The organism is Shewanella sp. LC6 (assembly GCF_006385735.2).
GTDB classification, from domain to species: Bacteria; Pseudomonadota; Gammaproteobacteria; order Enterobacterales; family Shewanellaceae; genus Shewanella; species Shewanella xiamenensis.
Genome location: NZ_CP043902.1, coordinates 2,018,661 through 2,027,385, shown reverse-complemented (window position 1 = coordinate 2,027,385; position 8,725 = coordinate 2,018,661). Strand labels below are relative to the sequence as shown.

General features: G+C 47.2%; 16 protein-coding genes. 1 reads left to right on the top strand and 15 read right to left on the bottom strand.

Annotated features, from left to right (window positions below; genetic code table 11):
* Positions 1-205 precede the first annotated feature (205 nt).
* From FJD32_RS09245 to FJD32_RS09175, 15 genes are all read right to left on the bottom strand, one after another.
* Positions 206-406: a hypothetical protein gene (locus FJD32_RS09245; RefSeq protein WP_140906794.1), complete on the bottom strand. Its 201-nt coding sequence runs from the start codon at positions 404-406 to the stop codon at positions 206-208.
* A 107-nt stretch (positions 407-513) separates the two neighbouring features.
* Positions 514-1,713 (bottom strand): site-specific integrase, encoded by a 1,200-nt coding sequence (locus FJD32_RS09240; RefSeq protein ID WP_140906793.1) that lies wholly within the window; start codon positions 1,711-1,713, stop codon positions 514-516.
* Positions 1,713-2,312, bottom strand: a complete 600-nt coding sequence (locus tag FJD32_RS09235) for a hypothetical protein (protein WP_140906792.1) — start codon at positions 2,310-2,312, stop codon at positions 1,713-1,715. The genes FJD32_RS09240 and FJD32_RS09235 overlap by 1 nt, the downstream gene beginning before the upstream one ends.
* A gap of 34 nt (positions 2,313-2,346) precedes the next feature.
* Positions 2,347-2,559, bottom strand: coding sequence for a hypothetical protein (locus FJD32_RS09230; protein WP_140906791.1), 213 nt, complete (start codon positions 2,557-2,559; stop codon positions 2,347-2,349).
* Between the two features lie 15 nt (positions 2,560-2,574).
* Positions 2,575-2,832, bottom strand: a complete 258-nt coding sequence (locus FJD32_RS09225; RefSeq protein ID WP_140906790.1) for a hypothetical protein — start codon at positions 2,830-2,832, stop codon at positions 2,575-2,577.
* Positions 2,832-3,398, bottom strand: coding sequence for a TIGR02642 family protein (locus tag FJD32_RS09220; RefSeq protein ID WP_140906789.1), 567 nt, complete (start codon positions 3,396-3,398; stop codon positions 2,832-2,834). The genes FJD32_RS09225 and FJD32_RS09220 overlap by 1 nt, the downstream gene beginning before the upstream one ends.
* Positions 3,399-3,983 (bottom strand): hypothetical protein, encoded by a 585-nt coding sequence (locus FJD32_RS09215; protein ID WP_140906788.1) that lies wholly within the window; start codon positions 3,981-3,983, stop codon positions 3,399-3,401. It lies immediately after the preceding gene.
* Positions 3,974-4,489: a hypothetical protein gene (locus FJD32_RS09210; protein WP_140906787.1), complete on the bottom strand. Its 516-nt coding sequence runs from the start codon at positions 4,487-4,489 to the stop codon at positions 3,974-3,976. The genes FJD32_RS09215 and FJD32_RS09210 overlap by 10 nt, the downstream gene beginning before the upstream one ends.
* Entirely contained in the window at positions 4,486-4,878 is a 393-nt protein-coding gene (locus FJD32_RS09205) for a hypothetical protein (protein ID WP_140906786.1), read from the bottom strand. Before FJD32_RS09205 ends, FJD32_RS09210 begins: the two co-directional genes overlap by 4 nt.
* Entirely contained in the window at positions 4,862-5,413 is a 552-nt protein-coding gene (locus FJD32_RS09200) for a replication protein P (protein ID WP_240199999.1), read from the bottom strand. Before FJD32_RS09200 ends, FJD32_RS09205 begins: the two co-directional genes overlap by 17 nt.
* Complete coding sequence (locus FJD32_RS09195; RefSeq protein ID WP_140906784.1) at positions 5,394-6,473, bottom strand: replication protein; 1,080 nt, start codon at positions 6,471-6,473, stop codon at positions 5,394-5,396. The genes FJD32_RS09200 and FJD32_RS09195 overlap by 20 nt, the downstream gene beginning before the upstream one ends.
* A gap of 56 nt (positions 6,474-6,529) precedes the next feature.
* On the bottom strand, positions 6,530-6,835 hold the full coding sequence (locus FJD32_RS09190; protein WP_140906783.1) for a hypothetical protein: 306 nt from the start codon (positions 6,833-6,835) through the stop codon (positions 6,530-6,532).
* Positions 6,835-7,029: a hypothetical protein gene (locus FJD32_RS09185; protein ID WP_140906782.1), complete on the bottom strand. Its 195-nt coding sequence runs from the start codon at positions 7,027-7,029 to the stop codon at positions 6,835-6,837. The genes FJD32_RS09190 and FJD32_RS09185 overlap by 1 nt, the downstream gene beginning before the upstream one ends.
* A complete protein-coding gene (locus FJD32_RS09180; RefSeq protein ID WP_140906781.1) occupies positions 7,026-7,604 on the bottom strand; it encodes a phage regulatory CII family protein in 579 nt (192 codons plus the stop codon). The genes FJD32_RS09185 and FJD32_RS09180 overlap by 4 nt, the downstream gene beginning before the upstream one ends.
* A gap of 41 nt (positions 7,605-7,645) precedes the next feature.
* Positions 7,646-7,849 carry a Cro/CI family transcriptional regulator gene (locus FJD32_RS09175; RefSeq protein WP_140906780.1) on the bottom strand — a complete coding sequence of 68 codons (204 nt, stop codon included), beginning with the start codon at positions 7,847-7,849 and terminating at the stop codon, positions 7,646-7,648.
* 105 nt (positions 7,850-7,954) lie between these two features.
* Here FJD32_RS09175 and FJD32_RS09170 point away from each other — a divergent pair, with 105 nt between their 5' ends.
* On the top strand, positions 7,955-8,680 hold the full coding sequence (locus FJD32_RS09170; RefSeq protein WP_140906829.1) for a helix-turn-helix transcriptional regulator: 726 nt from the start codon (positions 7,955-7,957) through the stop codon (positions 8,678-8,680).
* Positions 8,681-8,725 lie beyond the last annotated feature (45 nt).

Below are 8,725 nucleotides of genomic sequence, written 5' to 3'. Positions count from 1 at the left end.
CAGGTACCATCTTTAATCTTATAAGTGACGTGCATTGTGCTAATTACAGTCATTAGTTTTGGAAGGCATCCACCCATAACATTCGCTCCTTGGTTTAACTTAAAGTTATTGCAGGATCCGCACTGACGAGACTCAACAGCAAAAATCACTTCGCCGCAATCGACGCATTTATGATCTTTTGTAACTATGTGGGTACAATTGTTCATTACTCTTTCCCCGCCTGCTCGATTGCATCGCGCACTGCCTCAGGCCATTCGCCAACTAACAGCTCAGTGCCGTCATCAAAGTGAATCTTGGTACCATTGAAGCCATTACTGCTATGCATACTAAAATGCTTGATTCTATCCAGAACAACAAAGCTGTTTTCGCCATGATAGAAAGGTTTAAAAGATGCGACTTTACTCATTAAATATCTTCCTCTTTTGAAGATGCATAAATTGCCATGCAAGCCTTAACCAGCAAGGCTTTAAGCTGTTTTACTAATATTTTCTATCTTGAAACTGTCTTGACTATTCATGAACAAATGCGCTCTGCAAATAGGTGATGTATCGACAGCAAATGCTTATGCCAAAGCTCGATAGCCTCGCGCTTTTGATCAGCTAAATAGGTGTGAATATAGGCTTGGTCTAGCTTGGTCATGGAGTGGTTTAGCATCTGCTCAGCTACCATGTAATCGATACCCAAATCAGCCCAACATGATCGAGCCAGCTTGCGTAAATCGTGGGCCGTCCATTCACCACCACTCACCTGTTTAACCAAACTATTAGCACCACGTTCATCTAATCCGGTGTTACGGCATGGGTGCGGAAATAGGTACCCGCCTCGATAACCTGCAGCGGCTTGGGTTGACCTGTGCCAGCGCAAAACATCGGCCATCAGCCCAGAGATAGGGATAGTCAGTTGAGCGTGGGTTTTTGTGATATTAGCGGGGATCACCAACTTGGCATTGGGTTCGTCGTAATAGCTCCACTTAAGCAAGCGGGTTTCACCAATGCGGGTACCGTAAGCCAACATAATAAACACCAACAACGCTGCGCTATCACTGGCGGTATCAAGGTCACTCAGCAGCTTAGGTAAATCAGTTGCTTGTAATTGCGGTGGTTTTGTCGCGATGGGCGTAGCAATAAAATCTGTAAAACTTAACGATGCCAACGGATCATCACTAATCAGCTTTAGCACAGTCGCTTGCTTAAATGCCTTGCGCAGCACTGCGTAATACTGGCGAACACTGCCAATTGAATAACGCGCCTGCAGTGGCCAAATTAATAGCTCATCGACTTTATGATGATTGAGCTCACTCAGCATCACCTCACCTAGCACCGGCAATAAATGCTTAGCGATGGTGCATTTGATATTGCGGCGACGTTTAATCGATAAGCTGGTATCCGCCTGTGACCGGGTTAAATACCAATTGAGCAAGCCACCACAACTTAACCAGGTGTTCACCTTCACGCTTTGATCTTGCCGATGCTGAATGCTCAAGGTGGGCAAATCATCAATGATCGCCTTGGCACTCACCAGCGGCCAGTTCGCCACCTTAGCCCAACTGGCCTTGCCCTCTTTGTTGGTGACTAAATACCAACTGCCACGACTGCGCGAACTCCCCAGGCGCAACCGTAGCGGATAACGTGGGTCCCTAATCTCGGTAATCGATTCATCGGCAACAGCCCGTTTAATGGCCGCATCGCTTAAGGCAATACAGGAAATAGCCATCAGTCGCACCTCAGGTTAGTTCGGCAGTCTGCGTAAAAATACTCAACCGATATCGCCTCTTTATCAGCATCTGATAACCCAACCTTAAACAGCGCTGAAGTCAGTTTTTCAATCAACTCAAACTCAGCCAATATCAACGATTGCTGCAACTTAATCATCTCGCTATTCGCGGCTAAATCAACGCCAGTTCCACCACATTGATGGCACTGATAAAACACATACATCGGCTTGACCTTGCCTTTGCCATTGCATTCATCACACTTAGGCAATGCGTTAATTTGCTGATGGATCCTGTTTTTAGCACTCACCAGCGCCTGATACTCAGGCGTTGATAACACCTGTTGTTTACAGTGCAAATCAAACCGCTCATTTATTGATGACTGCTTTGCCAGCACAGCCATCAGGCGCTTATTTATCCGCTCTAAAGGCTCAATCCGCTGTAAATCAGCATTGCCAATGGGCAGGTGTCCATCGAGTTCATTGCAGATCACCATTACCGCCGCTTCAACGCCGCAGGCCAGATCAACTGAGCCAATAGACTCGAGTTGCTCTGCCTCCGCTTTAAGCCGTTTAACTAAATCGCTTACCGTTTCAATCATTTGGTTTGCCCTTTAAAAACCGTGTTTTGCGCATTCACCACCCAAATTTTATAGTTATGAATGAAAAGCAAAAATCCCAAACAAATGAAACAATTAACCAATAAAAAACACTCAAAACCTTATATTTTAAAGACTTATAAATTAATCCATTATTTTCAGCACCGATCGTTACAACAAAACACTTAGCGGTAAGCCAAAATGAAAATAAAAATAAACTAAGCCAAACTAAACCTAATAAAAATTGCATATATACCTCCAACTATTAGCGCGATTTTTCCAAATCGCTGTTATGCGCATTTATCGCGCTTACACACTCTTCAGCACTTTCAAATTGATAGACAAATTCACGGCTACGACCTTGATCATGGGCATAAAAGTGAGCAAATGCGGTTCTGCGCTCTATACGGCTTACTAATTCAATATCTTGCTTGCTCCACCGCCGAGTTGTTCTTGTTTCAAGTACTCTGCCTTGAGTCCATGCCACGTCTTTAAATTTTTCTCTGTTGTCAGGTGCTTTCATCAACCCGCTAGCCCCATTTCTTCACCCACGAGGCGCAGTACTTTTTTAGCAAAGCGAGCTGCATCATGTTCGTGCTGATGCAGTGCATCTACGCCATCCATATACTTGTCGTAAAAATGCTGGCTAAATTGCTCTGTCGTGATCTTGGCGCCACTCAAATCACAAAACGATTTAGTCAGCTGCTCAACGGTGTTCAACATCTTCCCGGTACCGCTGCAGTGCTTGCACTCACCATTGCGGTGATAGTTGAGTTTTGTTCCCTTACACTTAGGGCAAACGCGGGTACCGCAAACTTCATTCACTGCCAGCCTTGCTAATACTGCGGATACCAATGGTCTGAAATTCTCCTCATATTTCCATGTCAGCGCCTTAACCAGTGCATCCTCGGCATCTACATCGCCGCAAATGGTCGCCTCTAACACCTTCACCCCAACGGGGTACTTACCCTGTACCTGCGCAATAACACCCATAGCATCCTCCCGACTAAAAACCCCTTTCCCCCCCGCCGCACCAATCGATAACCCGCGTGGAGATAGCAGCTCAAACAAGCGCTCAATTGAAATCATTTATCTGCCATCTCCTTGGTGGTTAGCTGCAGCACGGGCAGCGGAATGAATAATGCTCAGTGCCATGCTTGATACACGGCTTTCGGCCGACTCAAGCGGATCTTGGCGCGATACAGTGCTCATTGGTTTACGCTCTGGATGCTTGCGCAGTAATCCACGGGCACTTAGCGCATCGCCTAAGGTTTGGTTGCCAACTTTAGCTTGGCGTGAGGCCGCAAAAATGGTGGCGCCAGCTACATACAAGGCGATCGCTTGCTCCAAGTTGGCGGCGCTCTTTTCGGCCGTATTACGCAGTAAATCGCGCTCTCTTAATACTTTGGCTAGTGCCGTCTTGCATACGCCTGTGTTAGCTGCAGCGTTAAAAACAGATAAGTTTTCATCAACATAAAGCTTGATGGCCTTTTCAAATTTCTCGCTGAGCTTTTTAGGCTCCTTGCGCAATAACCCGCGGTCCTTTAACTCTTTTGTGAGTTTTTTACGGCACACAGGCGCAGCAGCAGAACTATCTAAAAGCGTCATCTTTTGGTTTACATACAACTCAACACCACGCGCCAAGCGCTCAGCTAATGGGGCTTTTAACGGCATAATTCCCCCTTACCAAACAAGGCGATCAGCGCAGCATCACGAGTATCGGCATTGCTGCGGCCAGTCCAGCCGGTGATCTTGTTAAAATACACACTGCTATCCTTGGCCTTTTTCACAGGACCACGCAGCGGTTTAACTAAGGTGACGGTAATACCATTGCCCTCGAGGACTTCTTTAATCAATCTGGCGGTGGCTTTAACCTTGCCCAAGTCCTCGGCCTTGCTCATATTGATCTTAAATTCACTACCGCCTTGGCTTGGGGCATGGCCAACGTAGGCAAGCAATGGGTTTTGGCCTTTGGTAGTACGCTTTAACTTGCTGGCGAACACTGGCTTCTTGTTATCCACATCCTCAAGCAGCACAACGCAAGGCGAACTGGCAGCACTGCTAACTACAAACTCAATCAACTCGCTAAATCCCATGCTCTTAAGCAGCTGTATTTTGCCGCCTACTACCGTGGCCACGCCGCTTTTAGTCAAATCAGGATCAATACCAATACGAATCACACCGCCACCCCTCTAAACCGCTTTGACTGCCTTACCAAAAACTGATTAGCCTGTTTGCGACAAGCTGGCCCACCCAGCGCAAATAAACGCTCATACTCCATAGAAACGGAATGCTTAAACTCAGCGGGGATCACCGACATATGCTTTACAATCTTCTCCATGTCTGACTCACCACCGCGGCAATGCCACATTTGCGGCAGTTCGCGTTCGCGCAACAACCCTTGGGCCCGTAACTCAGCGGCGCTAGTCTTAACCGGCACAAACAACACCGCATCGTTAACCGCCTCTTGCACGACTTGGATAGCGGCTGAATCGATGGCCGTAGGCGCAACAATCGCGCTATAAAAATCAGGTGCATCATCTGGTAAGTGTTTAATTGCCAGCGCCATTGGCAGTCCTTAGCCCAAACTTTTGGCGCAAATCAGCGATAATCGAGCAAGCCTTTTGGCTTTCAACAGGCTTGTTTACTGGGGCGGCAAGCGCCTTAGGAATGCAGGCATCAAAACTTTCACCCTTCACTGCCCGGCGGCACATCACCTCGTAGTTGCGTTTAAATAACGGCCATGTTTGCTGCTCAGTACGGTTTTGCAGCTCATACCAACCCGTTTCACGGCCAGCAGCAAATACAGCGCCATGGCTCCACTTGTGCTCACTCGGCCAGCGACCATGGGCGCAACACTCGCGGTAAGCCTGTTCAGCGTTAGGTAAACCAAGCTGCTCAGGTGTAGGCGTACACATCGCTACAAACTCAGCGGGGTTAACGCTCCATGGCGCAGTTGCAGCACGTTGTTTAAAGGCCTCAATGCCAATCATCACCTCACTCACGCTCAAGCCAGCCTCACCGATTTGCTTAACAAACTCCTGCACTACGCTCCCAAGCTCAGCACCAAAGCGATTGCTAAAATCACGGCTGTACAGGTTCATAGTCGGCATCAATTGTGTGGCCACCACCGTGGTGATCTGCTGAATGCTCGAGCTGCTCTGCCATTTCCCGCAGTTCGCGGAAGACTCGTGCTGTGGAGTGTTCATAGCGTGCAGGGTTTGCGGTAGCAGTTGCTGTATTGGCTTCATGTGATGATCTCGCTAGCAGTTTGGCGTTTAGTTTGTCCCATTGTTTACGCAGGGTTTTTGGGCATAACACATTGCTCGCCCAAAATGAGTCGGAGTTGGCAAACTTAAACAGCTTGCAGATTTCGTGGTGAGTGCGCTTGTCTTGCACACGCATCAAGCGCACTTGGTTAGCCCAATCAGGCCAATTCGGTTGCTTTGCAGTGGGGTTAACAATCAGCACTTTGTTGAAGATGTACTCAGCACAGGTTAAATCGTCTTGAGTGCCCCAAAGCTTGCCGTTAGGAGTTTGAATCGCAGCATCGGGTTTTATCTGTGTGTCGGCCATTGCGTCAGCAATGTTCGACGAAGAGATCTTTTGTATTTCTTTTGTATTAATGTCTTTCTTTTGTGGGGGTCTATCTAGACAGTTTTTACTGTCAGAATAGACAGTCTCACTGTCAGAATAGACAGGTTTTACTGTCAGAATAGACAGTGAATTTTTACTGTCAGAATTGACAGTTTTTGCCTTTGCTGTTTTATCAGTCCAAGAAGAAACCGTTGGGTTAACCCCAATTTTCTTGCCGTCTTTTATCAGCACATTGCGCTTTAATAAGCCGCCAATCACCCGCGATACGTTGTCAGTATCGATATCCGTCATTTCTTCTATTTGACTGTAAGATACCCAGTCAGTGGCCTTGCCGTAGCCATAGGTTCTACGGATAACCGCAAATACCACCCGACTCTCACGATCGCTTAATTTTGTGCGGCACAGGGCGTCCACCAGCGTATTGGAGAGTCGTAAATAACCATCTTCCAAATCTGCTTTCACGACTTCACCCCGCCCTTGCTGTTTGTGCTCAGCAACGGGCCGTAACGGCACCACATTGCTGCCACCAGCGCCATGATTGACGCTATCAATTGATTCCAGTACCATTGTTTTGCCTCTCTTTGGTATTAAGCCCACAGCCGCCACAGCTCTAGTGGGCTTTCTTATTTAAACCGCACTGCACTACCCGAAAACTGATACCCAGCATCCAACACCCGCGCAGCAATACCCTCAGCACTTGTCGTCGGTGATGTGCGGATCACATTAGCCAGCAAGGCAATTTCATGATCCCGCTCAATGCGAGAAAACTCGGAAATTTGTTGATTGCGCTCAATGCGAGCGAACTCGGCATCTTCTTCAGGGGTGTAAGGGATATCTGCGCCATTGCTTCCGCAAAAAGCTACGCAGGAGTTATCAGTTAACTGATTTGCATCAACCTTTACCGCAATAACTTGATCGTAAGCTTCCATCACACTCTCCCATTCGCTTTTAACCGCTCATAGTCATGGCGGCAGTCGGCATCACAAAAATGCTGTTTATTCAAAACAGGGCTATTGCAGTAATGGCACTGGCCCGTAAAAGGCAGCGTAGGTTGACGAACAGTTAAAGCAGCTTTGATATGCGCTTCATGCTCGATTGCGGCATCATCAATAACATCACTCATGCTGTGCGCTCTTTGCTTAGAGTTTCAGACCCTATGAGTGGATCGCTAACCTTAGTTGTATTAACTAAGTTCCTAGCTAAGCGCATGGCTTTGTCCTCACACAGTTCCCGCACTTGGCTACTCACTACCGCTTTAAGCGAAATCACTTCGCGCACAGTCTTGTTAAGCTCGCGGCTAATGCACTCAAACTCTTCAGGTGTAATCACCCCATCAGCGCGGGAGTCGCGGATCTCGGCCAGCGCAATGCCCATTTGCTCGCTAATCAGCAGTAGCTGATCGCTTAACTCTTCATCGCAATTAACCGACTCAGGCAGTTTGACAAACACCCCGCCGCGGCTATGGCACCACGCTGACAAAATGCGGTCATCGTCGGCCAGCTCAGTCAGGTGTATCGCATCACGCAAATACAGGTGATTGCTGTCGTTCTCAGGGTTTAATTTGTTGTACATCACCCCGGGCTGCTGGAATAAATCCTTAGCCAGCTTATCCACTCCGTAATCGTGCCCAAGCGCATGGGCGGCGTAGAGAGGATCGGAACATAAAAGTGACTCGCGCTTTAATGTGTGTTTAGTCATAGGTTAGATATCCTTGCTATTAACAAGAGCAACAAGAGCAGTTAAGCAACCCGAGGTGACGACGTAGACTCAATGGCTTTATCAGCATGAACCTTCAACTCACCGCCCGTTAAGCGCTCAAGCTGAAACGCACGAAGCTCAGGAACCTCTTCGCCCCACTGAGAAATTGACGAGTGAGTGATCCCTAGTTGCTTCGCCAAATTGGATTTGGTTTTGAAATAAGCTACTGCGTCAGATGTTTTCATTTTCACCCCTAAAGTTAGTTTTCTAACATTATCAACAAAAGGATTCTAATGTCAAACGAATGTAAGATAACTAACAATAAAGATTTTGCAGATGAGACTGTTGTTATGAGTTATCAAACAGAACAAATTGGCGAGAGGATTCGACGCCGAAGAAAAGAGCTAAAACTCACGCAAAAAAATATTGCTGAGTACCTGCAAATCACACCAAGCTCAGTTACACAATGGGAGCAAGGAATATCTGCACCATCAGGTAAAAACCTGATTAATTTAGGCAAGGCTCTCGATTGTGATCCTGCATGGATACTTAGTGGTGAAGAAGAAAATATAGAAGTGCGCGAATCAAATGCAGAGTGGCATGCTGGCTTTGAGCTATGGGATGGCGATACACCATTAAGGGATGATGAAGTGGCGCTACCGTTTTACCGTGAAGTCGAATTAGCCGCAGGCAGTGGCTCAACCTTTGTGCAAGAGAACGGCGGCTGCAAGCTACGCTTTGCAAAATCGACCCTTAAAAAGAGCCGAGTAGAACCACAACACGCAGCCTGCGTCACCGTTAGCGGCAACAGTATGCTGCCAGTATTACGCCACGGCACTACCGTTGGCGTTGATACCAGTAAAAAATCAATTATCGATGGCGAGATGTACGCTATTGATCACGATGGTATGCTGCGGGTAAAAATGCTCTACCGCACCCCAGGTGGTGGCATTCGCATCAAAAGCTATAACAACGATGAATTCCCCGATGAATTTATCGCACCAGAAAAAGCCGCAGAGATTAAAATTATTGGCTGGGTGTTCTGGTGGTCAGTGTTAAACGTTTGGAATAATTGAATATTAAATAATGAAAGGGATTTTAAATGTTTTTGCTTAGGCTTT

Excerpts from the sequence above, each read along its gene's own strand:
- FJD32_RS09170 (WP_140906829.1), top strand. The coding sequence starts at position 7,955 with ATGAGTTATCAAACAGAACAAATTGGCGAGAGGATTCGACGCCGAAGA.
- FJD32_RS09200 (WP_240199999.1), bottom strand. The coding sequence starts at position 5,413 with ATGAACCTGTACAGCCGTGATTTTAGCAATCGCTTTGGTGCTGAGCTT.
- FJD32_RS09235 (WP_140906792.1), bottom strand. The coding sequence starts at position 2,312 with ATGATTGAAACGGTAAGCGATTTAGTTAAACGGCTTAAAGCGGAGGCA.
- FJD32_RS09205 (WP_140906786.1), bottom strand. The coding sequence starts at position 4,878 with ATGGCGCTGGCAATTAAACACTTACCAGATGATGCACCTGATTTTTAT.
- FJD32_RS09185 (WP_140906782.1), bottom strand. The coding sequence starts at position 7,029 with ATGAGTGATGTTATTGATGATGCCGCAATCGAGCATGAAGCGCATATC.
- FJD32_RS09230 (WP_140906791.1), bottom strand. The coding sequence starts at position 2,559 with ATGCAATTTTTATTAGGTTTAGTTTGGCTTAGTTTATTTTTATTTTCA.
- FJD32_RS09240 (WP_140906793.1), bottom strand. The coding sequence starts at position 1,713 with ATGGCTATTTCCTGTATTGCCTTAAGCGATGCGGCCATTAAACGGGCT.
- FJD32_RS09180 (WP_140906781.1), bottom strand. The coding sequence starts at position 7,604 with ATGACTAAACACACATTAAAGCGCGAGTCACTTTTATGTTCCGATCCT.
- FJD32_RS09195 (WP_140906784.1), bottom strand. The coding sequence starts at position 6,473 with ATGGTACTGGAATCAATTGATAGCGTCAATCATGGCGCTGGTGGCAGC.
- FJD32_RS09215 (WP_140906788.1), bottom strand. The coding sequence starts at position 3,983 with ATGCCGTTAAAAGCCCCATTAGCTGAGCGCTTGGCGCGTGGTGTTGAG.
- FJD32_RS09225 (WP_140906790.1), bottom strand. The coding sequence starts at position 2,832 with ATGAAAGCACCTGACAACAGAGAAAAATTTAAAGACGTGGCATGGACT.
- FJD32_RS09190 (WP_140906783.1), bottom strand. The coding sequence starts at position 6,835 with ATGGAAGCTTACGATCAAGTTATTGCGGTAAAGGTTGATGCAAATCAG.
- FJD32_RS09175 (WP_140906780.1), bottom strand. The coding sequence starts at position 7,849 with ATGAAAACATCTGACGCAGTAGCTTATTTCAAAACCAAATCCAATTTG.
- FJD32_RS09220 (WP_140906789.1), bottom strand. The coding sequence starts at position 3,398 with ATGATTTCAATTGAGCGCTTGTTTGAGCTGCTATCTCCACGCGGGTTA.
- FJD32_RS09245 (WP_140906794.1), bottom strand. The coding sequence starts at position 406 with ATGAGTAAAGTCGCATCTTTTAAACCTTTCTATCATGGCGAAAACAGC.